Annotated in this window: 26 protein-coding genes and 1 tRNA gene; 7 read left to right on the top strand and 20 right to left on the bottom strand. The window is 66.5% G+C overall.

The genetic code is table 11. From position 1 onward, the window contains the following. Positions 1-68: 68 nt before the first annotated feature. Both ACUTAG_RS26065 and ACUTAG_RS26060 read left to right on the top strand, forming a co-directional pair. On the top strand, positions 69-1,070 hold the full coding sequence (locus ACUTAG_RS26065) for a Bug family tripartite tricarboxylate transporter substrate binding protein (protein WP_020927058.1): 1,002 nt from the start codon (positions 69-71) through the stop codon (positions 1,068-1,070). A 9-nt stretch (positions 1,071-1,079) separates the two neighbouring features. Further along, positions 1,080-2,033, top strand: a complete 954-nt coding sequence (locus tag ACUTAG_RS26060; protein ID WP_148316623.1) for a succinylglutamate desuccinylase/aspartoacylase domain-containing protein — start codon at positions 1,080-1,082, stop codon at positions 2,031-2,033. A gap of 88 nt (positions 2,034-2,121) precedes the next feature. Here ACUTAG_RS26060 and ACUTAG_RS26055 read toward each other — a convergent pair whose 3' ends face one another. The 4 genes from ACUTAG_RS26055 to ACUTAG_RS26040 all read right to left on the bottom strand — a co-directional run bounded on the left by ACUTAG_RS26055 (position 2,122) and on the right by ACUTAG_RS26040 (position 4,625). Further along, positions 2,122-2,556 (bottom strand): GNAT family acetyltransferase, encoded by a 435-nt coding sequence (locus ACUTAG_RS26055; RefSeq protein WP_006388011.1) that lies wholly within the window; start codon positions 2,554-2,556, stop codon positions 2,122-2,124. Between the two features lie 290 nt (positions 2,557-2,846). After that, entirely contained in the window at positions 2,847-3,764 is a 918-nt protein-coding gene (locus ACUTAG_RS26050) for a PhzF family phenazine biosynthesis protein (RefSeq protein WP_148316621.1), read from the bottom strand. A 156-nt stretch (positions 3,765-3,920) separates the two neighbouring features. Next, positions 3,921-4,226: an NIPSNAP family protein gene (locus tag ACUTAG_RS26045; protein WP_020927055.1), complete on the bottom strand. Its 306-nt coding sequence runs from the start codon at positions 4,224-4,226 to the stop codon at positions 3,921-3,923. Between the two features lie 69 nt (positions 4,227-4,295). Beyond that, on the bottom strand, positions 4,296-4,625 hold the full coding sequence (locus tag ACUTAG_RS26040; protein ID WP_131727053.1) for a hypothetical protein: 330 nt from the start codon (positions 4,623-4,625) through the stop codon (positions 4,296-4,298). Between the two features lie 80 nt (positions 4,626-4,705). Between ACUTAG_RS26040 and ACUTAG_RS26035 the strand changes: the two genes are divergently transcribed. The 3 genes from ACUTAG_RS26035 to ACUTAG_RS26025 all read left to right on the top strand — a co-directional run bounded on the left by ACUTAG_RS26035 (position 4,706) and on the right by ACUTAG_RS26025 (position 5,936). After that, positions 4,706-5,077: a VOC family protein gene (locus tag ACUTAG_RS26035; RefSeq protein WP_053500249.1), complete on the top strand. Its 372-nt coding sequence runs from the start codon at positions 4,706-4,708 to the stop codon at positions 5,075-5,077. Positions 5,078-5,176: 99 nt separating this feature from the next. Further along, positions 5,177-5,452 (top strand): hypothetical protein, encoded by a 276-nt coding sequence (locus ACUTAG_RS26030; protein ID WP_053500251.1) that lies wholly within the window; start codon positions 5,177-5,179, stop codon positions 5,450-5,452. Between the two features lie 325 nt (positions 5,453-5,777). Further along, positions 5,778-5,936: a DUF6726 family protein gene (locus tag ACUTAG_RS26025; protein WP_020927051.1), complete on the top strand. Its 159-nt coding sequence runs from the start codon at positions 5,778-5,780 to the stop codon at positions 5,934-5,936. A 358-nt stretch (positions 5,937-6,294) separates the two neighbouring features. Here ACUTAG_RS26025 and ACUTAG_RS26020 read toward each other — a convergent pair whose 3' ends face one another. The 11 genes from ACUTAG_RS26020 to ACUTAG_RS25970 all read right to left on the bottom strand — a co-directional run bounded on the left by ACUTAG_RS26020 (position 6,295) and on the right by ACUTAG_RS25970 (position 15,450). Then, positions 6,295-6,609, bottom strand: coding sequence for a hypothetical protein (locus tag ACUTAG_RS26020; protein ID WP_131727054.1), 315 nt, complete (start codon positions 6,607-6,609; stop codon positions 6,295-6,297). 336 nt (positions 6,610-6,945) lie between these two features. Beyond that, a tRNA-Pro gene (locus ACUTAG_RS26015) sits at positions 6,946-7,022 on the bottom strand. 291 nt (positions 7,023-7,313) lie between these two features. Further along, complete coding sequence (locus ACUTAG_RS26010; protein WP_006388002.1) at positions 7,314-7,745, bottom strand: MerR family transcriptional regulator; 432 nt, start codon at positions 7,743-7,745, stop codon at positions 7,314-7,316. A gap of 57 nt (positions 7,746-7,802) precedes the next feature. Next, positions 7,803-8,141, bottom strand: coding sequence for an integration host factor subunit alpha (locus tag ACUTAG_RS26005; RefSeq protein WP_006388001.1), 339 nt, complete (start codon positions 8,139-8,141; stop codon positions 7,803-7,805). Between the two features lie 3 nt (positions 8,142-8,144). Next, positions 8,145-10,562: a phenylalanine--tRNA ligase subunit beta gene (gene pheT / locus ACUTAG_RS26000; protein ID WP_006388000.1), complete on the bottom strand. Its 2,418-nt coding sequence runs from the start codon at positions 10,560-10,562 to the stop codon at positions 8,145-8,147. A gap of 13 nt (positions 10,563-10,575) precedes the next feature. Continuing rightward, positions 10,576-11,598: a phenylalanine--tRNA ligase subunit alpha gene (gene pheS, locus ACUTAG_RS25995; protein WP_006387999.1), complete on the bottom strand. Its 1,023-nt coding sequence runs from the start codon at positions 11,596-11,598 to the stop codon at positions 10,576-10,578. A gap of 77 nt (positions 11,599-11,675) precedes the next feature. Next, positions 11,676-12,035 carry a 50S ribosomal protein L20 gene (gene rplT / locus ACUTAG_RS25990; RefSeq protein WP_006387998.1) on the bottom strand — a complete coding sequence of 120 codons (360 nt, stop codon included), beginning with the start codon at positions 12,033-12,035 and terminating at the stop codon, positions 11,676-11,678. Positions 12,036-12,052: 17 nt separating this feature from the next. Beyond that, positions 12,053-12,250, bottom strand: a complete 198-nt coding sequence (gene rpmI / locus ACUTAG_RS25985) for a 50S ribosomal protein L35 (protein WP_006387997.1) — start codon at positions 12,248-12,250, stop codon at positions 12,053-12,055. A 430-nt stretch (positions 12,251-12,680) separates the two neighbouring features. Then, a complete protein-coding gene (locus ACUTAG_RS25980; RefSeq protein ID WP_148316619.1) occupies positions 12,681-14,228 on the bottom strand; it encodes a YifB family Mg chelatase-like AAA ATPase in 1,548 nt (515 codons plus the stop codon). Positions 14,229-14,313: 85 nt separating this feature from the next. After that, positions 14,314-14,565 carry an accessory factor UbiK family protein gene (locus tag ACUTAG_RS25975; RefSeq protein ID WP_006384618.1) on the bottom strand — a complete coding sequence of 84 codons (252 nt, stop codon included), beginning with the start codon at positions 14,563-14,565 and terminating at the stop codon, positions 14,314-14,316. A 450-nt stretch (positions 14,566-15,015) separates the two neighbouring features. After that, positions 15,016-15,450 (bottom strand): DUF5339 family protein, encoded by a 435-nt coding sequence (locus tag ACUTAG_RS25970; RefSeq protein WP_148316617.1) that lies wholly within the window; start codon positions 15,448-15,450, stop codon positions 15,016-15,018. Between the two features lie 542 nt (positions 15,451-15,992). On the opposite strand from ACUTAG_RS25970, the gene ACUTAG_RS25965 reads away from it, so the two are divergent. After that, positions 15,993-16,331, top strand: coding sequence for a P-II family nitrogen regulator (locus ACUTAG_RS25965; RefSeq protein WP_006218735.1), 339 nt, complete (start codon positions 15,993-15,995; stop codon positions 16,329-16,331). A gap of 31 nt (positions 16,332-16,362) precedes the next feature. Next, complete coding sequence (gene amt / locus ACUTAG_RS25960; RefSeq protein WP_006387995.1) at positions 16,363-17,601, top strand: ammonium transporter; 1,239 nt, start codon at positions 16,363-16,365, stop codon at positions 17,599-17,601. Positions 17,602-17,819: 218 nt separating this feature from the next. Here the strand turns inward: amt and ptsP are convergent, their stop codons facing one another. The 5 genes from ptsP to infC form a co-directional block, all read right to left on the bottom strand. Next, positions 17,820-19,595: a phosphoenolpyruvate--protein phosphotransferase gene (gene ptsP, locus ACUTAG_RS25955; protein ID WP_045953099.1), complete on the bottom strand. Its 1,776-nt coding sequence runs from the start codon at positions 19,593-19,595 to the stop codon at positions 17,820-17,822. Positions 19,596-19,638: 43 nt separating this feature from the next. Continuing rightward, positions 19,639-19,908, bottom strand: coding sequence for an HPr family phosphocarrier protein (locus tag ACUTAG_RS25950; RefSeq protein WP_006387993.1), 270 nt, complete (start codon positions 19,906-19,908; stop codon positions 19,639-19,641). Between the two features lie 110 nt (positions 19,909-20,018). Beyond that, positions 20,019-20,420, bottom strand: a complete 402-nt coding sequence (locus ACUTAG_RS25945) for a PTS sugar transporter subunit IIA (RefSeq protein WP_020927045.1) — start codon at positions 20,418-20,420, stop codon at positions 20,019-20,021. A gap of 17 nt (positions 20,421-20,437) precedes the next feature. Next, a complete protein-coding gene (gene gshB, locus ACUTAG_RS25940) occupies positions 20,438-21,415 on the bottom strand; it encodes a glutathione synthase (protein ID WP_026385253.1) in 978 nt (325 codons plus the stop codon). A gap of 163 nt (positions 21,416-21,578) precedes the next feature. Further along, entirely contained in the window at positions 21,579-22,130 is a 552-nt protein-coding gene (gene infC, locus ACUTAG_RS25935; RefSeq protein WP_076410237.1) for a translation initiation factor IF-3, read from the bottom strand. Positions 22,131-22,143: the final 13 nt, after the last annotated feature.

Raw genomic sequence — 22,143 nt, 5'->3', positions numbered from 1 at the left:
GACTATATTTCGTTTTGCAATGCGTATTGCAGAATAGACCGAACCGTTATTCCCCACAAGAGAGCTTCATGAAGCACCCGTCCGAGGCCTTGTCGCCCGCCCGCCGCCAACTGCTGATCGCGGGCCTGGCCGCCGCCTTGCTGCCCCTGTCGGCCCGCGCCGACGCCGCCTATCCCTCGCGTCCCATCACCCTGGTGGTGCCCTTTCCCGCCGGCGGCTCCGTCGACCTGGCCGGCCGGCTCTATGCCGAAGTGCTGGGCAAGATCCTCGGCGTCACCATCGTGGTCGAGAACCGCGATGGCGCCGGCGGCGCCATCGGCAGCCAGCGCGTGGCGCGCGCCAAGCCCGACGGCTACACGCTGGTGGCCTCGTCGCAAAGCTCGCACCTGGCCAACCCGCTGATGCATCCCAACCTGGGCTATGACCCGATCAAGGATTTCGCCTCGATCTCGCAGCTGGCGCGTTCGCCCAACGTGCTGGTGACCAGCGCCGCCCTGCCCGTCAAGGACTTCGCCGGATTCATCGCCCACCTGAAGGCGCACCCGGACGATGTCCACTTCGCCACCGCCGGCGTCGGCAGCATGGGCCAGCTCAATGCCGAACTGCTCAAGCACACCCTGCAGGTCGGCGCGGTGCACGTGCCTTATCGCGGCGGCGCGCCGCTGCTCAACGCGTTGCTGTCCAACGAGGCCCAGTTCGCGCTGGACAACCTGGCGCCCTTCCTGCCCCACATCCAGGCCGGCAAGATGCGCGCGCTGGCGGTGGCCGCGCCCAATCGCCTTCCCTCGCTGCCCGACGTGCCCACCTTCGCCGAGCTGGGCTACCCCGTGCTCAATTCGATGTCGTGGATCGGACTCGCCGCGCCCGCCGGCACGCCGCCCGCCGTCCTGCAGAAACTGCTGGAGGCGGTGCAGACCGCCGCCCGCCAGGAAGCCACGGTGCAGTCGCTGGAAAAGAGCGGCGCCCTGCCGCCCGAATTGCAGTCCCCCCAACAATTCACCGACATGATGTCGCAGCGCCTGGCCTTGTACAAAGACCTGATCGACCGCGCCGGCATCCGTCCGGAATAGGTTCCCGCCATGTCCAATCCCGCTTTCGCTCCCGACACCGCGCCGCTCGAGGTCCTGCCGCGCGACTTGTCCGCCTATCGCCAGGGCAACACCGGCATCGACTACGTGCACCGCTTTGAATCGGGCAAGCCCGGCCCGCACGTGCTGATCAACGCCCTGACCCACGGCAATGAAATCTGCGGCATGGTGGCCGCCACCCACCTGCTCGATACCGGCGTGCGTCCCAAGGTCGGCACGCTTACCGTCAGCTTCGCCAACATGGAGGCGTACAACGCCTTCGACATCGACAACCCTTACGAAAACCGCCAGCTGGTCCACAACCTGAACCGTATCTGGTCGCCCGAATGGCTCGACGGCAACGAACAGAGCCCGGAACTGCGGCGCGCGCGCGAACTGCGCCCGGTGCTGGATGCCGCCGATTATGTGCTGGACATCCATTCGACGCGGGCGCCGGTGCAGCCGTTCTGGGTCTATCCCGAAATGGCGCGCAACGCCGCGCTGGCCGCCGCCGTCGGCGCCCCCGCGGTGCAACTGGTGATGCCGGCCGGCCGCTTCCCCGGCACCGGCGTGCTGAACTACGGCCGTCATGGCGACCCCGCTTCGGACAGCGGCGGCGCGCTGGTGGTCGAATGCGGCCAGCATTTCGCGCAATCGGCCGCCACGCTCGCCACCGACGTCACGCTGCGCTTCCTGGCGCACCTGGGCCTGGTCGACACGCCGGCCGGCAACGCGCCGCCCGCGCCGGCCCAGCCATTCCGGCTGCTCGAAGTACATATGGTCAAGTCGGAAGACTTCACCTTCACGCGGCCGGTGCTGGGCTTCGAGGTTTTCGACAAGGGCGACCTCATCGCCATCAACGCCGGCGAGGAAATCCGCTCGCCGTGCGACAACTGCACGATCTTCATGCCCACCCGCATGCCCATCGTCGGCCGCGAGGCGGTATACCTGACCGAGCCGATGTAAAGGCCAGGCTTGCGCAATCCGCAAGCCCGGCCGGCGCATCGCCTGGCGGTCAGTCCGGGCGCGAGGCGGCCGCGCCCCCCTCCCCGCATCACAGGTCTGGAATCAGACGCTTGCCCAGGCTGATGACCTCGTCCTGCTGGAACCCCAGGCTGGCGTAGAAGTCCTTCACCGCCAGATTGCCCGAACGGATCAACAGGTTGATCTTGGGGCAGCCCATTTCCAGGAACTTGCGTTCCAGCGCCCGCATCAGCGCCGACGCGTAGCCACGGCGCTGATGGGCCGGCGACACCGCCAGGTAGTTGACCCAGCCGCGGTGGCCGTCATAGCCGCCCATCAGCGTGCCGACGATGGCGCCGTCCGCCTCGCCGACCAGGAACAGGTCGGATTGCACGGTCAACTTGCGCGCCACGTCCTTGCGCGGATCGTTCCAGGGCCGCGTCAATCCGCAGTCGGTCCACAGCTGGATGATGGCGGCTTCGTCCGCCGGATGGAAAGACCGGATGGCCAGTTCGGGATGCTTCATGCTTCGTTCCTCTCGATGGAAAAAACGAAGGCCGGGCGCTACGCCTCGATGGCTGGAAAGCAAAGCGCGCATGCCGCGCAAACAAAAAGGCCACGAGGGGTATCGTGGCCTTCTGGATGGAACGCCGGGAGAATCCGGCGCTCGAACACGGCTTGCCACTCAACGCAGGCGTCGAGTGATTCGTCGGTTGTCCGCCCGGGCCGGCGCGGCCGGCGGGGCATGATGGGTGCGGTTCATGGCGGCCAGCATACACGACCGCGATGCGCCGCGACAAGCTCGCGCCGGCGCATTCAGGCCGCGGCGGGCGCGGGCAGCGTGCCCTCCATCACCACCACCGCCTGGCCGGCCACGCCAGCCCACACGCCGTCCGGGCGCACCTCGGCGTGCGCCAGCAACAGGCTGGCGCGTCCCATGTCCACCCCCTGGCCCACCCGCAGGCGCAGCGCGCCCGCGCCCCGCAGCGCCGCCCGCAATGCCGTCGCCGCGCCCGTCGCGCTGCCCGTGGCAGGGTCTTCGGTCATGCGGCCGGTGAACATGCGCGCCTGGATATCCGTGGGTCCCAGCCCCGTATCGGCGCCGCAATCGGTGGTGTAGGCATAGATGGAGCGGGCGCCATCCAGCGGCAGCAAGGCCGCATAGCCCGCCGGATCCGGCCGGGCGCGACGCAGAGCGTCGCGGCTGGCCAGTTGCACCACCAGGAAGACCAGCCCCACCGACACCACCTGCGGCGCATGTTCGGCCAGCAGGATATCGGCGGGCGCAAGGCCCAATGCGCGCGCCGCGGCCTCGACCGTCACCTGGCTGGCGCGGGTCAAAGGCTGCGGCGCGGCCAGTTCGGCGCCCAGCAGGCCGCCGTCCTCGCCATAACGCAGGTCGATACGCACCAACCCCGCCTCCTCCTCGAACACAAAGCGCGCCGGCGCCGGCTGGCCGGCCGCGATCATCTCGCGCGCCAGCACTACCGCCGTCCCCACATTCGGATGGCCCGCGAACGGCACCTCGCGGTCGGGCGTGAAAATGCGCACCCAGGCCGTGTGCCCGGCATCGCGCGGCGGTAAAACGAAACTGGTCTCAGAATAATTGAACTCGCGCGCGATGCGCTGCATCTGCCCCGTATCCAGCCCCCCGGCCTCCAGCACCACCGCCAGCGGGTTGCCCTGGTAAGCCTGTTCGGTGAAGACATCGGCGGTGACGTAGCGGTAACGCATGCGGGCTCCTGGGAGCGGATGGCGGATGCGGGAAATTATGCGCGCCGCCCCCGCCCCGCGACAGGCACAGAGCGGTCCAAATCAAGGCATAACAGGCCGACCGACGCGGGCGCAGGGCCGCGCACGGCGACCGGGTGAAACACGCCGCGCCCGCGCTCAGTCGAACACGGGACGGAAGAAACTGCGTTCGTAGCTGAGGATGCAGCGCGTGTCCTCGGCGTACTTGAACGCCGCCTGGCACTGCGCGTCCGACATCGACTGCTGGCGATAGCGTTCGTACTCGGCCAGGCTGGGAAACGTGAACAGCGCCAGCGCGATATTGTTGGCCCCTTCGGAAGGCAGGAAGTAGCCATGATGCGTGCCGCCGAATTTCTCGACCAGCGGAATCCACATCTTGCCGTAGGCTTCGAATTCCTTGAGACGGCTGGGGTCGATGACGTAACGCAGATAGCAGGTGACCATGAAGACTCCGTAGCGGATGGACGAGGCGCGAACGCGCCGCGGCATCCTAGCGCGCGAGCCGAATTCCGGTCAATCGGCCGAGCGCGGCGACGGCAGGCCGAGCATCCGCATGCGATCCGCGAAACGCCGCGCAACGTCGTCCGGCAGGCCGGTGACCGTCGCGACGAACGCGTGATACCACGGATTGGCATGCGCGGTGTCGAACTCGAAAGCCAGCGGATACTGGTTCTCCCAAGCCGATACGTCACGCAGGGCCTCGGCGACGAGGTCGCCGGCATCATCGAAATTGCCATGGCCGTATCGCGCCTCGATGTCCTGGCAGGCAAAGCGGTAGTGACGCACGGCGGCATCCGGTTTCGGCGGGTGGGGCATGGCAGGGCTCGCATCGCGGCGGCGCACGGGCGCCGATTTCCTTGCGACAATCCCACAACCCTCGCCGCGCGTCAACGCGGCGCTCCGACACATTTGCCGATCCGCCCATGAATCTGATCCAGCACGTGGAAATTCCCGCCGCCGACCTCGAACGCGCCATGCGCTTCTACAGCCAGGTCTTGGGCATCGCGTTCGACGGCATCGTCGACCTGCATGACAGCAGGATGGCCTATTTCCCCTTCGAGGAAGGCACAGACGGCGCCAGCGGGGCGTTGGCCCAGGGACCCGCCTATCTGCCCACCCGGCAAGGCCCCATCGTCTATTTCGGAGTGAGCGATCTCGACGGCGCGTTGCGCCGGACCCAGGCGCTAGGCAGCGAAGTGCTGTTTCCCAAGACCCCGACCGGATCCGGCTGGCAGGTGGCCGAAATCCGCGATAGCGAAGGCAACCGCATCGCGCTGCAATCCCGCCTTCCCTGACATCGGATCGGCTTTCCCCACGCCGGTCATCCGATCCTGGGTTAAAAACGGGCGTGCGCCCGCGCCTGAGCGGGCTTCATCCTCCCGGAGCTCCAGTCGTTGTCATATTTTCTCGCCCAGGCCTTGGACCCCCGCCTGTGGGTTCTCACCCTTGCCGTCCTGCTGGCGCTGCGCTGCGTGCCGCTGCGCGGCTGGCGCGGGACGCTCGCCACGAGCTTCACCGCCGGCATGGTGTTCGACAGCATCCAGTTCCGCGTCGGTCCGCCGCGCCTGTGGGACAACATGGTGCTGGACTCGATGCTGGCGGCGCTTTGCATCGTGACGATCCTGCAGCTGATCCTGACGGCAGTGGCACGGCTGCGTACACGCGGCTGAAACGACACGCCGGGCGTACGGTGCCCCTTGGGGCGCAGCCGCGAACCCCAAGGGGCGGCCCGCCGCTCGATGGCGCCCTTCCGGCGCAGGCGGACCCCGACGCCACTGACGCTGGACGGCGTTGCCGTGGTCGCCTATTCCGGCGACAAAGCCGCTCCGAAGCCGTCCATGCCCGCCCCGGTTACATCCTGATTGATCGCGGGCAAACGTCATTACATTCGCCCATCAATTCCCCACTATTGCCGGCAGGCCCGCAACGCACAATCTTCCCATTGCACCCTGGCCTCGCCGACGGTGCCAACGTCCATCCGCCGGCGCATCTCCCATGAAGTGGTTGCTGATCTCCCTGCTCTGCCTGTCCTGCGCGGGCTGCGGCCTGGCCGCTGCGCCTTGTCGCGTCACGTCCGCCGTCATCAAGATCGTGCCGGTCGTCGGCGGCGTCGCGGCCGCGCCAACGGATGCGTGCGCGGAGGTTATCGACTGATGGCGCCCGGGCCGGTATCAGTTCTGCAGCGCCCACGCGTTTTTGCGCGGAAAAACCAATCGTTTCCGATGGGCACGACAAATGGGTCCTACAGCGCCTACGTGCCCGAGTACACCGACTTTGCCGTGATCTTCTCTTCTACACCGACAAGGCACGGTGCTGCGCTATGACATGAAGACCAACGGAAAGACCAGCTACAACTCCTGCGGCGAATACATCAGCGGGTTCAGATTCTGACGCTCTGCTTGCGCCGTGCGGGCAATGCCGCACGCCCCCCAAGGGCTGACTTTAGGCATGATTGCGGATACAGAACAAAAATGGCCAATCGCACGAGGCGACGGCCGGAACGATCGCACACTTAAGCGCAGTCTTTGGCCGCTTGAACGAAATCGGTCGCACGCCAACCGGCGCGACTTCCGATGTGAATACGAGTCACCCCATCCTGCTCGACGGCGCGCAGGAGCAGATCGACAAACATGGGGGCATACACGATCTCTATCCCTTTGGGCACTGGGTAGTAATTCGTCCAGCCGGCGCTGAATTTCGACCACCTTTCCGAGACACACGGGCCGTATTCGGCAACAGGCTTGGAAGTCTCGCCTTCATAGATCGTGCCCCCGGTTCGCAGATCCTCCACCGAAGCACACCCCGTCAATACAACAAGCAGCAGCACTGCGACTGATCTCACCATCCCTCCCTTTCAGATAGCGTATTGAACATGGGAGATAACTATAACGAAAGGGAGAGTGGATCGGCCACGAACCCGTCCCGCTGTTCACAGCTGTTCCAATTGCCGGCAACGCAGCAACCATCACGAAGGGGCAATGAGGACTGAGCGAAATGAGCACTGAACGACATGTCCGTGCATGTGGAAGACTCCACAGGCGCCGCCGATATTCGACGGATTTAGCCCCCATGGGTTTGGCCCCCATGGGTTTGGCCCCATGCGTTGGGGCCGCAATGAGAAAGGGGGTTAGTGATTTTCATCACTAACCCCCTAGGGTATTGCTGGTCGGGACGGCGGGATTCGAACTCGCGACCCCTTGCACCCCATGCAAGTGCGCTACCAGGCTGCGCTACGCCCCGAAAGAAAAAGAGTATAGCAGACCTAAAAATTGTTTGCACGCATTGGTGCAAAAAAAGTGCCGAATACTCAAAAAAAATTTGCGTGCCCTACGCAATGCCCGCAACACTCACAGGCAAGGCTCGCGCATGGCACGCAAGGCACTGAATCGCAGACTAAACCACAGGATGAGCTGCACTATGCGACAGAGTGAACTACAGGTCTCAGCGCTCCATGCACGCCGCGTTCAACGACAACGCCCATGGCGCGGGGCCATCAACTCGGATAGACGGCGGTGCAATGCACCGCCATGCTCAGGCCGTGGCGTTGGCGCTCACCGCATTGCCGCTCGAAGCCGTAGCGGCCGAGCCGAGCGCCTCGCCCAGCATCGTCGACACATTGCCCAGCTCGTTGCGCAGGGCCTGCATCTCCGCGCCGCTCAGGCGCACCGCGGCATCCTGGTCGTGTGGCGTGTCGCGCGCATCGCCCAGACGGTTGCGCGCGCCGCTGATGGTGAAGCCTTGCTCGTACAGCAGGGAACGGATGCGGCGGATCAGCAGCACTTCATGGTGCTGGTAATAGCGACGGTTACCGCGCCGCTTCACCGGCTTGAGCTGCGTGAATTCCTGTTCCCAATACCGCAGGACATGAGGCTTGACGCCACACAGGTCGCTGACTTCACCGATGGTGAAGTAACGCTTGGCGGGAATGGGCGGTAAGGTAACGGTGGATTCGGTACGTGTCATAAGAGAATTCTATGCCGCGATGCGTCGAGAGCCGATAACAATTACCGACAAAGCGTATCACTCCTCGGCGTCTGGCGCCGCGGGCGTGGCCTGTTCGACGACGCTCTTGAGTTTCTGACTCGCGTGGAACGTGACCACGCGGCGCGCGGCGATGGGGATGGTTTCGCCGGTCTTGGGGTTGCGCCCCGGGCGCGGCGGCTTGTCGCGCACCTGGAAATTCCCGAAGCCCGAAAGCTTGACGGAGTCACCGCGCGCCAGGGCGTCGCGGATTTCCTCGAAGAACGTATCGACGATGTCCTTGGCTTCGCGTTTGTTCAGGCCGACCCGCTCGAAGAGCAGTTCGGCCAGCTCGGCCTTGGTCAGGGTGCGCGGCTCGGCAAGCATACTGTTCCCCATGGTTCAAGCGCGCTGGCGCGCGCCGTGGGCACTGACCAAAGCGTCTTTGATGCGTGCCAGGCAGGCGGCCACCCGGGCTTCGTCCAGTGTGACCTCAGTGTCCTGTAGCCAGAAACGGAACGCAAGGCTTTTCTCGGCCACGGGCTGGTCGCCCTGGGGCTTTTCGCGCCAGACGTCGAACAGGCGCACGTCCTGCACCACGGCCAGCTGCGGGTCGGCCTTGACGGTCGCCGCCACCGTGTCCAGCATGGACTGGACGGTCACGGGCGCATCGACCCACAGGGCCAGGTCACGCACCACCACGGGCTGGCGCGACAGCTCGCGCACCTGCGGCAGCTCGCCTTCGGAGAGCGCCTGCACGTCCAGCTCGAACACCACCGGCGCGTGCGCCAGGTCGGCCTGCTGCGCCCAGCGCGGATGCAGCTCACCGAGCCAGCCAACCTGCGTGCCGTCCAGCGTGATGCGGGCGCTGCGGCCCGGATGCAGCGCGGGGTGGGCGGCGGCCTCGAAACGCAGGCGGGCGCCACGCGCGCCGAACAGCGCCTCGACATCCATCTTCACGTCGTAGAAATCGACCTGGCGCGCCGGCACGCCCCACTGCTCTTCCACCGACGGTCCCCATGCGGCGCCCGCCAGCTTGAGCGGCTGGCGCACGCCGGCCACTTCCAGCGGACCGTCCTTGGCGGCATCGTCGCGCGCGAACACACGACCCAGTTCGAACAGGCGCACGCGGGTCTGCTTGCGGTTGGCGTTGTGGCGGATGTTGGCCACCAGGCCGGCGATCAGGCTCGAACGCATCACCGACAGATGGCTGGCGATCGGGTTGACCAGCTTGACCGGCGTGTCGTTGCCGGCGTAGTCGCGCTCCCACTCGGCTTCGACGAAGCTGTAGTTGACGACTTCCTGGTAGTCCTGCGCCGCGGCCAGGCGGCGCAGCGCATGCGGGCCGCGGCGCACTTCGGGCTGCGAGAACATCTTGGCGCGCGCCAGCGGCGGCACGGTGGGGATGTTCTCGAAACCGTAGATGCGGGCCACTTCCTCGATCAGGTCTTCCTCGATCTCGAGGTCGAAGCGATACGACGGCGGGGTGACGACGAAGTCGTCGCCATCGAGCGTGAATTCCAGGCCCAGGCTGCCGAAGATCTTTGCGACTTCGGCCTGCGTGACCGGCACGCCCAGCACGCGATGGCAGCGCGCCAGGCGCATGCGCACCGGCTCGCGCTTGGGCAGGTTGACGATCTGGTCGTCCAGCGGACCGGCCTGGCCGCCGCAGATGTCGACGATCAGGCGCGTGATGAATTCGATGTGCTGCGGAATCGTGGCGAAGTCCACGCCGCGCTCGCCGCGGTGGCTGGCCTCGGAGCTGAACTTGTAGCGGCGCGCGCGGCCGGCCAGCGACTGCGGCCACCAGAACGCGGCTTCCAGGTAGATGTTCTGCGTGTCGAGCGTGACCGCCGTGGCCTCGCCCCCCATGATGCCGGCCAGGCTTTCGACCTGGTCGCCTGCCACCACCACGCCGACCTTCGAATCCAGCGTGACGGTCTGGCCGTTCAGCAGTTCGAGCGTCTCGCCTTCGCGGGCCCAGCGCACCGACAGGTCGCCGTGGATCTTGTCCAGATCGAACACGTGCGAGGGCCGGCCCAGTTCCAGCATGACGTAGTTGGAGATGTCCACCAGCGCCGACACCGAACGCTGGCCGGCGCGCTCCAGGCGCGTCTTCATCCAGGCGGGGGTCTGCGCGCGCGCATTCACGCCGCGGATCACGCGGCCGCCAAAGCGGCCGCACAGGTCCGGCGCCTCGATCCTGACAGGACGCAGCTCGTCCAAAGTCACGGGCACGGCCTTGGCGGTCGGCACCGACAGCGGCGCGCCGGTCAGCGCGGCCACTTCGCGCGCCACGCCCAGGATCGACAGGCAGTCGGCGCGGTTGGGCGTCATCTTCAGCGTGAAGAGCGTGTCGTCCAGGTCCAGCGCTTCGCGGATCGACTGGCCCGGCGCCATATCGGCCGGCAGCTCCAGCAGGCCGGCATGGTCCTGCGACAGGCCCAGTTCGCGCGCCGAGCACAGCATGCCCGACGATTGCACGCCGCGCATCTTGGCCACGCCGATCTTCATGCCGCCGGGCAGTTCCGCGCCGACGCGGGCCAGCGGCACCTTCAGGCCGGCGGCCGCGTTGGGCGCGCCGCAGACGATCTGCAGCAGCGCGCCGGAGCCGTCATCGACTTGGCAGACGCGCAGCTTGTCGGCGTCCGGGTGCGGGGCGATCTCGACGATGTGCGCGACCACCACGCCCGTGAACGCGGGCGCGGCCGGCACGGTGTCTTCGACTTCCAGGCCGGCCATGGTGAGCCGGTGCGCGAGTTCATCGGTTGCGATCGGAGGATTGACCAGCGTACGCAGCCAGGATTCGGGAAATTGCATGATCAGCCGTCTGTTATTCGTTGAACTGGCGCAGGAAGCGCAAATCGCCTTCGTAGAACTGGCGCAGGTCGTTGACGCCGTAGCGCAGCATCGTCAGGCGCTCCAGGCCGGAACCGAAGGCGAAGCCGATGTAACGCTCGGGGTCCAGGCCGAAGTTGCGCACCACCTGCGGGTGCACCTGCCCCGAACCGGAGATCTCCAGCCAGCGGCCGCGGTTGGGACCCGACGTGAACATCATGTCGATTTCGGCCGACGGTTCGGTGAACGGGAAGAACGACGGACGGAAACGCACGACGAGATCGTCGCTTTCGAAGAAGCAACGCAGGAAATCGGTATACACGCCCTTCAGGTCGGCGAACGAGATATCCTCGGCGATCCAGAGCCCTTCCACCTGGTGGAACATGGGCGAGTGCGTGGCGTCGCTGTCGACGCGATAGGTGCGCCCCGGCGCGATGACCTTGATGGGCGGCTTGTGCATGCGGGCGTAACGCACCTGCATGGGGCTGGTGTGCGTGCGCAGCAGCAGCGGCAGGCCGTCGGCGTCTTTCATGTCGACGTAGAACGTGTCCTGCATGGAACGCGCCGGATGGTCCAGCGGGTTGTTGAGCGCGGTGAAATTGGTCCAGTCGTTCTCGACTTCGGGGCCGTCGGCCACGTCGAAGCCGATGGAGCGGAAGATTTCTTCGACCCGCTCCCAGGTCCGGATGACCGGATGAATGCCGCCCGGCACGCGACCGCGGCCCGGCAACGATACGTCAATGGTTTCGGAGGCCAGGCGGGCATCCAGCTCCGCTTGCGCCAAGGCGGCGCGGCGCAGATTCAAAAGCTCTTCGACCTTCTGCTTGGCCTGATTGATCCGGGCGCCCATGTCGCGCTTCTGCTCGGGATCGAGCTTGCCCAGCCCCTTGAGCAGGACCGTCAGCGCGCCGTCCTTGCCCAGGAAACGGGCCTTTGCGTTTTCGAGCGCGGCGGCGTCGGTGGCCGCGGCGAACCGTTCTTGCGCCTGGGAAACCAGGTCGTCAACCGATTGAGTCATGAAATCCAGCCTTCAAAACGCAAACGGGGCCATTACAGCCCCGTTTGCAGCGATGCGCGATGAGTTAAAGCGCGCGATCAGGCAGCCAAGGCAGCCTTGGCTTGCTGCACGATGGCGGCAAAGCCGGCCTTGTCGCGCACGGCCAGATCGGCCAGGACCTTGCGGTCGAGTTCGATCGCAGCCTTCTTCAGGCCGGCGATGAACACGCTGTAGCTGACGCCATGTTCGCGGACGGCGGCGTTGATACGCGTGATCCACAGCGCGCGGAACGTGCGCTTCTTGTTGCGGCGGTCGCGGTAGGCGTATTGGCCAGCGCGCATGACCGCTTGCTTGGCGATACGGAACACATTACCGCGGCGGCCACGGTAACCCTTGGCGGCGGAAATGACTTTCTTGTGACGTGCGCGGGCGGTAACGCCGCGTTTGACGCGAGGCATAGTAGATCTCCCTTATATCAAGCGAAAGGCATCATGGCTTTCACGGAAGCCACGTTGGTCTCGTGAACCGCCGCCGAACCGCGCAGCTGGCGCTTGTTCTTGGTGGTCTTCTTGGTCAGGATGTGACGCTTGAACGCCTGACCACGCTTGATGGATCCGCTGCCGCGAACCTGAAAGCGCTTTGCGGCGCTTTTCTTGGTTTTCATCTTGGGCATGATGATTCCCTAAACTGAACGCATTGTTGATTTACATGACGCGAGGTGCTTGTCGCAAGGCGGTTGGCAACGCCCCAAGCCACGAAGGCGGAAACGTTCGACCTACACCATTGCGGCAAAACTTGAGGACCTCTTGCCACTTCTTGGGGGTACTGCTGGGGTACTGCTGGGGCATTACTCGAATACCCCCAGGGCCATGAATCCCGGCTTGCGCCATTCGGCTGCCGCCAGGGCATTTGGCCCGGCCTTCCCCGCACCGCCGGCAAAAAAGTAGCCTGGATCCGGGAAAGCCTTTGATTATATGGTGATTTCCCTGGTTTTGTCGAGCCGGGACACGGCGCCGGACAACAGGGCAGCACAACCAGGGACGGACCAGGGGAAACAGAACCCCGCACCGAGGCGGCCCCAAGTCCCGAGGGGCGATCCGCCATCATACCCCCGGCCGTCGATACTGCACCGCCTGGGCCACATGGCTGGCCTGTAGCGTATCCGCCCCGTCCAGGTCGGCGATGGTCCGCGCCACCCGCAGGGCGCGATGCAGCGCCCGCCCGGACCCCGCCAATCGCCGCATCGCCTGCAGCAACAGCGCCTGGGCGGACGGGTCCATGGGGCAATGACGCTCCAGTTCGGCGCCGGCCAGGCCGGCATTGGACTTGCCCTGCCGTGCCAGCTGGCGCTCGCGGCAACGCGCCACTCGCGCCCGCACTGGCGCCGACGCCTCGCCGGGCGGTCCCTGCAGGCTTTCCAGATCGGGCGGCGGCAGGGTCACATACAGGTCGATCCGGTCGAGCAGTGGCCCCGAAACCTTGCCGGCATAACGCGCCACCTGGTCCGGCGTGCACTGGCAGGCCCGGCGCGGGTGGCCGCGCCAGCCGCAGGGGCACGGATTCATCGCCGCCACCAGCTGGAAGCGGGCGGGGAACTGGGCGGTGTGCAGGGCGCGGGCGATCACCACCCTACCCGTCTCCAGCGGCTCGCGCAGCGCCTCGAGCGTGCGCCGGCTGAACTCGGGCAGCTCGTCCAGGAACAGCACGCCGTGATGGGCCAGGCTGATCTCCCCGGGACGCGGGCGGCCGCCGCCGCCCACCAGCGCGAACGGGGACGCGGAATGATGCGGGGCGCGGAACGGCGGCGTGCCCATGCGCGCGTCCGGCGCGCCGGCCAGCGCGGCGATAGCCGCGACCTCGAGCGCCTGCGTGCGCGCCAGCGGCGGCAGCAGGCCGGGCAGGCGCGCGGCCAGCATGCTCTTGCCGGCCCCAGGCGGCCCCACCATCAAGAGACTGTGGCCGCCCGCGGCCGCCACTTCAAGGGCGCGCCGCGCACCGGGCTGGCCGCGCACGTCCGACAGGCACGGCGCCGGCGGCGCGGCCGGCCAGCTCGCCGCAATGGCGTCCGGCAAGTGGCAGACGCCCGCCACATGAGCCGCCACATCCGCCAGGCTGCGGGCCGACAGCACCCGCAGGCCCTCGACCCAGGCCGCCTGCTCGGCGCTGCCTGCCGGCAGGATGAGCGTGGCGCCGGGCGATTCCCGCGCCACGCTCAGCGCGATCACCAGGGCTGCCGAGACGGGCACCAGCGCGCCCGTCAACGACAATTCGCCCGCCAGCACCAGGCCGGCCAACAGCGGATCGGGCGCGGCGGCCTGCGCCGCGGCCGCGCCCCCTTCCTGCGCACCCTCCTCCCGAGGCGCCAATTGTCCGGCGGCCAGCAGCAGGCCCAGCGCGATGGGCAGGTCGAAGCGGCCGGACTCCTTCGGAATGTCGGCCGGCGACAGATTGACCGTGATGCGGCCGGCGGGGAAATTGAAGCCGCTGTTGAGGATGGCCGCGCGCACGCGTTCACGGCTTTCGCGGACTTCGGTGTCGGGCAGGCCGACCACGTTGAAACTCGGCAGGCCCGGCCCCAGGTGCGTCTCGACGCGCACCGCATGGGCGTGCAGGCCGCTGAGCGTGCAGCTGGCGATTACGGCAAGAGTCAAGGCGGTCTCCGAGGGCGATCGAAGGCCAGTATGCCGAAAACGAAAACGGCCGCGGATGCGGCCGTGGCAGAAATGTCCGCGCGGATTACTTGTCCAGGGCCGCCAGGCGCGACTCCAGCTGTTCAACCGTGGCGGACAACTGATCGACGCGCGCCCGCGTGCGCGCCAGCAAATCGGCCTGCACGTCGAACTCTTCGCGGGTGACCAGATCGAGCTTGGAGAACGCCTGCGTCATCATGGCGCGCACGTTGCGCTCGACATCCGCCGCCGGGCTGCGGGCGATCAGGTCGGAGATGTTCTTCTGGATGTCTTCCATCCACTGGGTGCGATTGTTCATAGCGGCCTCACGATATTCTTGGTGCCTCAAGTGTAGTGCTTTCCGGCCCCACGCTCTGCCGCTGCGCGGGTCGCTGCCCCCGAGGGGGCGTTTTTGCCTTGGGGCGGCCCGGCGGCAAAAAAAGACCCCCACGCTCCGCCGCTGCGTGGGTCGCTGCCCCCCGAGGGGGCGTTTTTGCCTTGGGGCGGCCCGGCGGCAAAAAAAGACCCCCACGCTCCGCCGCTGCGCGGGTCGCTGCCCCCCGAGGGGGCGTTTTTGCCTTGGGGCGGCCCGGCGGCAAAAAAAGACCCCCACGCTCCGCCGCTGCGCGGGTCGCTGCCCCCCCGAGGGGGCGTTTTTGCCTTGGGGCGGCCCGGCGGCAAAAAAAGAGGGCGGGCCGCATGCGGTGACCGCCCATCAAAGCACAGGAGAAAACCGGGCCGCCTTGGGGGCAGCCCCCTACCAACATCGTTACTTGCAGCCCATCTGCGAAGCGGACTGCGCAAACAGGTCGGCCGACTGTTTGCATTGGGAGGCCAGCTGCGTCTTGTCGCTGATCGTGGCCCATTGAGTCTTGGCGGCGTCGAGCTGCTGCTTGAAGCTGGCCGCGGCGGGATTGGAGGCGCCCAGCTTGTCCATGCACGCGCTGACCTGGGTCAGGTAGGCATCGCACTCGGCAGGCAGGCCGGCGGTGGCGCCGGCGGGGGCGCCCGAGCCGGACGGCGCGGTCGTGGCCGGCGGCGTGGTGGCCGCGGGCGGCGTGCCCGGCGTGGTGGTGGACGGGGCCGGCGTGGTCGAAGCCGCGGGCGGGGCGGCCTTATCGTCGCTCTTGTTGCAGCCAGCCAGGGCGGCCAGCGCGGCGGCCAGCGCCAGCACGGCAAAGGTCTTGCGTTGGGTATTCATCATTCCTCTTTCCTTTATTGCTTTTCGTATTCAGAGAGCCGCAACGCCGGAACCTCTTGTCGCGGCCCGATCAGGCCCTGCCATCGCAATGAGCCGGACTTGATTCTTCTTCAGCCTACCTTTGGCAACAAGCTTATGCGTGTAAACCCTCGTATCACGCCCCGCCCCCTTTTTAGGCGTGAGCGTGCTCCGCTTTCAAGCTCCTGAAACCGCTTTCACGGACGCGCGAAGCCCGCCCCGCAAGGCTCGGCGGCCAGGCGCGCACGGCCATGGGCGATACGCATCACGCACCGCGAGCGCAACAGAGCGCGATCAAACCGGCATCAACTGGCAACAAATGGCGGCGCCAGAACATATTCCGTTGCATTCCTCACCTTGGGGGCGGGATGCACCGGATTGAGGCTGGCAGATGGTGCATGACGCACCATGTTGGTGCGGTTCGGCACAACAAACGCGCCTGCCTCTATGCTTTCCAGGCATCGCCCCACATGGCATGGAATTTGCTTGATTGTCGATGCCAACGTGCAACCATGAGAGGAAATGCCATGAAACTCATCATCGCCATCATCAAGCCCTTCAAGCTCGACGAAGTGCGGGTGGCTCTATCCGGAATCGGCGTCCAGGGCCTCACCGTTACCGAAGTGAAGGGATTCGGGCGCCAGAAGGGCCATACCGAGCTGTACCGCGGCGCGGAATACGCCGTCGACTTCCTGCCCAAGCTGCGGGTCGAGGCCGCCGTGCCCGACCATCTGGTGGACCAGGTCATCGAAGCGATCGAACAGGCCGCCCGCACCGGCAAGATCGGCGACGGCAAGATCTTCGCCGCCCCCCTCGAACAAGTGATCCGCATCCGGACGGGTGAAGCCGGCGAAGCTGCGCTGTAGACAAATAAGAAAGACTCATTGGAGCCTGAAAATGGATAAAGCAGATATCTCCTGGTTGCTCGTCTCTACCCTCCTCGTATTGATGATGGCCGTACCCGGTCTGGCGATGTTCTATGGCGGCCTGGTACGCAGCAAGAACGTGCTGTCGGTGCTGCTGCAAGTGATGTGCACGTTCGTGCTGGGCCTGGTCCTCTGGTTCATCTACGGTTATTCCCTCGCTTTCACCGAAGGCAACGCATTCTTCGGCGGCCTTTCGCGCGCCTTCTTCTCCGGCATGTTCACGCCAGCCGACGGCAAGTACGCCATGTCGAACTCGCTGACCGAGCTGCTGTTCGCCTCCTTCCAGGCCACGTTCGCCGGCATCACCTGCGCGCTGATCGTCGGCAGCTTCGCCGAACGCGCCCGCTTTTCGGCGGTGCTGGTGTTCACGGTGATCTGGTTCACCTTCGCCTACATCCCCATTGCGCACATGGTCTGGTTCGCCTCGGAAACGGCGCCGGGCCTGCTCAATGCCAAGGGCGCGCTGGATTTCGCCGGCGGCACGGTGGTGCACATCAACGCCGGCGTGGCCGGCCTGGTGGGCGCGTATGTGGTCGGCAAGCGCGTCGGCTATGGCCGCGAAGCCATGCAGCCGCACAACCTGCCGATGACCTTCGTGGGCGCCGCGCTGCTGTGGGTGGGCTGGTTCGGCTTTAACGCCGGCTCCGCCCTGGCCGCGAACGAGAACGCCACCCTGGCCTTCTTCAACACCATGATCGCCACCGCTGGCGCCGTGCTGGCCTGGCTGTTCACGGAATGGGCCATCAAGGGCAAGCCTTCGATGCTGGGCGCCGCCTCGGGCGCCGTCGCCGGCCTGGTCGGCATCACCCCGGCCGCAGGCCTGGTGGGCCCGGTGGGCGCGCTGATCATCGGCGTGGTTGCCGGCGTGGTCTGCGTGTGGGGTGTCAATGGCCTGAAGCGCCTGCTGCGCGCCGATGATGCGCTGGACGTGTTCGGCGTGCACGGCGTGGGCGGCATCGTCGGCGCCCTGTTGACTGGCATCTTCAACGCCCAGGCCCTGGGCGGCCCGGGCCTGGCCGAGCCTGGCATGATCCTGGGCCAGCTCTGGGTGCAGCTCGAAGGCGTGCTGCTGACCATCGTCTGGTCGGGCGTGGTCGCCTGGATCGCCTACAAGATCGCCAACGCCCTGTGTGGCCTGCGCGTGCCGGAAGACCAGGAACGCGAAGGGCTGGACGTCACCAGCCACGGCGAATCGGCCTATCACAGCTGATCGTCACCCCCGCCCGCTGCCGGGCGGGGCCACGGGAAGCCCCCTCTTCGCAGGGGGCTTTTTTTCGTCCCGGCGATCCCGTTTCGAAGGCCGGGCCAGACGCAAGCGGCCTGCCCCTCCCAAGGTGCCCCTCCCCCCGCGCCCGCCGGCGCAAAAAAAGCCCGGCGCATGCGCCGGGCTTTCCGTTCGTTGGGGCGAGGCCCCGGCGTCAGCGGCTCTCAGGCCAGATCGAGCGTATCCAGATCCACTGGCAAGGCCCGGTTCAAGGCGCTGGCCACCTTCACGCGCAGCGCGTTGGTGTGCGCTCGCCGCACTTCCCGCTTCACGTCCAGCAGTTGCTGCGGATGCATGGAAAATTCGGTCAACCCCAGCCCCAGCAGCAGCCGCGTCATGCGCGAATCGCCGGCCATTTCGCCGCACACCGCCACCGGCTTGCCGGCCCGCTCGCCGGCATTGATGGTGTGGGCCACCAGCCGCAACACCGCCGGATGCAAAGGATCGTAGAGCGACGCCACGTCGTGGTCGCCGCGGTCGATGGCCAGCGTGTACTGGATCAGGTCGTTGGTGCCGATCGACAGGAAATCCAGCGCCTGCGCGAAGGGCTCGATCGCGATGGCGATGGCCGGCACTTCGACCATGGCGCCCACTTCCATGTGCGCCGCATAGGCCTGGCCGCGCGCATCCAGCTCGCGCCGCGCCGACTCGATGGCGGCCCGCGTCGCCACCACCTCGTGCATGTGGGCGATCATCGGGATCAGCAGCCGCACCGGCCCATGGGCCGAGGCCCGCAGGATGGCGCGCAGCTGGGTCGCGAACATCTCCGGGCGCGCCAGGCAGTAACGGATGGCGCGCTGCCCCAGCGCCGGATTGGTGGCCACCGTGGCTTCGCCGTCCAGCGTCTTGTCCGAGCCGATGTCGAGCGTGCGGATGGTGACGGGACGGCCCGCCATCACCTTCACGACGGACGCGTAGGCCTCGTACTGCTCTTCCTCGCCCGGCAGGTCCGGACGCCCCATGAACAGGAATTCGCTGCGGAACAGGCCGATGCCGTGCGCGCCGGAGGCCAGCGCCAGCGCCGCCTCTTCCGGCAGTTCGATGTTGGCGTGCAGGACGATGTCGATGCCATCGAGGGTGACCGACGGCTCGTCGCGCAACAGGCCGAGTTCGGCGCGCTCATCGGCGTACGCGGCCTGGCGGCGGCGGTATTCCTGCAGGATGCGTTCCGACGGATTGACCACCACCGCGCCGGCGGCGCCGTCGATGATCAGCATGTCGCCGTCGCGCACCAGCTCGCGCACGTTGCCCATGGCCACCACGGCCGGCACGCCCATGCTGCGCGCCACGATGGCGGTATGCGAGGTCGGCCCGCCCAGGTCGGTGACGAAGGCGGCGAAGCGTCCGCCGCGCAGGCGCAGCATGTCGGCCGGCGAGATGTCGTGCGCCACCACCACCAGCGCCTCGTCGCCGCCCATGTGCGACATGTCCGGCAGGATGGCCGAGGTGCCGGACAGCACGTGCAGCACCCGCTCGATCACCTGGCGCACGTCCGCGCCGCGTTCGCGCAGGTATTCGTCTTCCATGGCGTCGAACTGCTGGCCCAGGATCTGGCCCTGCGTGGTCAGCGCCCATTCGGCGTTGTAGTGCCGCTCGGCGATCAGCGCCAGCGTCTGCTCGGCCAGCAGCGGGTCGCCCAGCAACAGGCTGTGCACATTGAGCATCGCGCCCAGCTCGCGCGGCGCATCGGCCGGCAGGGTATCGGCCAGTTGCCGCAGTTCCTGCTGCGCCGAGGCCAGCGCCTCGGTCAGGCGGCTGCTCTCGGCCGGCACGTCCTCGGGCGCGATGCGGTAGTGCGCGACTTCCAGCGCCGCCGCCCCCATGACCACCGCGCGGCCGATGGCGTAACCGCGCGCCACGCCCTTGCCGTACAAACAAATAACGGGGCTGGCTGAGCCATCCCCGTCATGTGCAAGAACCGCGGTACCGGCCGCGGACATGCCGGCCCGGACGTCGTCCGGGCCGGCGGATTCGGAAGCGCTGCTATTCCTGTTCACCGAATTTGCTGTCGAACAGAGTTTCAATTTCGGAGAGGGCCTGCTCGGCATCGCTGCCCGAAGCCTCCAGCTTGACGGTCACGCCCAGGCCGGCGGCCAGCATCATGACCCCCATGATGCTCTTGGCATTGACCCGCTGCGCGCCCCGCGAGATGAAGATCTCGCTGGAGAACTTGCTCGCCAGTTGCGTCAGTTTGGCGGCCGCCCGCGCATGCAAACCCAGTTTATTGCTGATGACAATGTCTGTATTAGGCATAGGAGATATTATGACCACGGCATCACGCCGCAGTTGGTGATTGCAGCAAATTGTCGAACCACTCATCGGCTTGAAATATTAGCCGAAATAATAGGACAAGTTCCTGCCCGTCAGTCTACCCGCAACACGCCCTGCACCCCGCCGGCCAGCGCCTTTTCGCGCGTCTCCGCCAGGGAGAGGCTACGGTAGGTCAAGGCGCGCAGCAGCATGGGGGTATTCAGGCCCGCCAGCACACAGCACTGGATGCCCTGCGCCTGGGCATCGGCCACGGCGCGCTTGGAGATATTGGCGGGCGTGGCGCCGATCAGGTCGGTCAGCACCAACACCCCGCCGCCATGGTCCTGCTCCAGGATATCCTTGAGCACCGCGGGCGCCAGGTCGTCCGGCAAGTCCTCGGGCTGAATGTCGTGGATCGCCAGCATGCCGTCAAGGTTGCCCATGACATGGCTGGCGCATTCGCGCATGGCGGCGCCCAGCGGCGCGTGCACGACGATGACGATACCCGTGGTCATGGCGGATTCCGGCGCGCTCAGGCGGCAGCGGCCACGGCACCCGTCGCCACGGCCTTTTCCAGCGCCTCGACGAACATGCCCGCGACGTCGAAACCCGTCTGTTCGGCGATTTCCACGAAACAGGTGGGGCTGGTGACATTGACCTCGGTGACGTAGTCGCCGATGACATCCAGGCCGACCAGCAGCAGGCCGCGCGCGGCCAGCCTGGGGGCCACCGCCTCGGCGATCTCGCGGTCGCGCGGCGACAGCGGCTGCGCCACGCCACGGCCGCCCGCGGCCAGGTTGCCGCGGGTTTCGCCGGCCAGCGGGATGCGCGCCAGCGAATACGGCACCGGTTCGCCGCCGATCAGCAGGATGCGCTTGTCGCCCTTGACGATCTCGGGGATGTAACGCTGCGCCATGATGGTGCGCGCGCCGTTGTCGGTCAGCGTTTCCAGGATGGCGTTGAGGTTCGGGTCCTTGGGCTGCAGGCGGAACACGCCGGTGCCGCCCATGCCGTCCAGCGGCTTGACGATGACGTCGTGGTGGGTGTCGTGGAAGGCCTTCAGGCGCGCCATGTTGCGCGTCACCAGCGTCGGAGCGGTGAACTCGCTGATTTCGGTGATGGCCAGCTTCTCGGGATGGTTGCGGATCGCCGCGCCACCGTTGAACACCTTGGCGCCTTGCGCCTGGGCGTATTCGAGCAGGTGGGTGGAATACACGTATTCCATGTCGAAAGGCGGGTCTTTGCGCATCACCACCGCGCCGAAATCGGCCAGCGGCAGGTCCTGCGGCGCCGATTCGCGCCACCAGTCATGGCCGTGCAGGTCGGCGCCATCCACCAGCTCGATGGGCGTGGTGACGGCCTTGACCGTGCCGGTCTCGATGTACAGGTCGCCCTGCATGGCCACGCTGAGCGTATGCCCGCGCGCCACCAGGGCACGCATCATGGCGACAGAACTGTCCTTGTACGCCTTCAAGAGCGGCAAGGGATCCAAAACGAACAAAACATGCATCGCGACACCCCGAACGTACACCGCCTTCCCTTTCGGGAAGGCGGCTATCTATGACATCGTAGCGCAGAGCCGCCCAATAAGCGAACCCGCCGAACATGGGCTGGACGGCGGGTCGCGGAGAAGAGCGGCCAGGCCTTCCCGGACGGGAAGGCCGGCAGGAGCTTTATGCCGCCGATTCCGGCTTGCCCGCGGGGGCAGCCTTCTTCTTGGGCGCCAGCACCATGACCATCTGACGGCCTTCGAGCTTCGGCATGGCTTCGACCTGGGCCAATTCCAGCAGATCGTCGCGCACACGCTCAAGTACCCGCATGCCCAGTTCCTGGTGGGCCATTTCACGGCCGCGGAACCGCAGCGTCACCTTGGCCTTGTCGCCTTCCTCGAGGAAGCGGCGCAGGTTGCGCAGCTTGACCTGGTAGTCGCCCTCGTCGGTGGCCGGACGGAATTTGACTTCCTTGACCTGGATGACCTTCTGCTTCGAACGAGCTTCGGCCTGACGCTTCTGCTCTTGGTACTTGAACTTACCGTAGTCCATCAAACGGCAGACCGGCGGCTCGGCGTTCGGCGCGATTTCCACCAGATCCACGTCGTTTTGCTCGGAAAGACGGAACGCATCGGCAATCTTGACGATGCCCAGCTGTTCTCCGTCCAGACCTATCAGGCGCACCTCGGGGACGCGGATTTCACCGTTGATGCGATTGGCTTTTTCAGTGGCGATGTTGAAAGCTCCT

The organism is Achromobacter sp. CSND-B12, from assembly GCF_052906545.1.
Note: the sequence above shows the minus strand (reverse complement) of the source record. Positions and strands in the feature narration are given on the sequence as shown.